1 protein-coding gene is annotated in these 257 nt (G+C 46.7%); it reads left to right on the plus strand.

What is annotated here, in order from left to right:
• Window positions 1–12: 12 nt before the first annotated feature.
• Window positions 13–257 (plus strand): type II toxin-antitoxin system RelE family toxin (locus tag B7449_RS19555; protein ID WP_048884147.1); only part of this gene is annotated, 245 nt, incomplete at its 3' end.

Raw genomic sequence — 257 nt, forward strand, 5'->3', positions numbered from 1 at the left:
CCGTCATCGCGAATGAAAGAGTATTGTCTTGAATTCGACGACAGAGCGCTCAGAGAGTGGGATGCTCTTGACGGCAGCGTGCGTAAGAAATTTGAAAAGAAGCTAGAAAAGCTGATCTGGAACCCTCACTCTCCAGGAAATGAACTACATCGCGACCTATCAGGGTTTTATAAGATCAAGCTTCTGAAAGATGGTTACCGCCTTGTTTATCAGGTCATCGACGAACGGATCGTCATCTATGTAATTGCCGTTGGCCG

Source organism: Komagataeibacter intermedius TF2, assembly GCF_000964425.1.
Lineage (GTDB): Bacteria > Pseudomonadota > Alphaproteobacteria > Acetobacterales > Acetobacteraceae > Komagataeibacter > Komagataeibacter intermedius.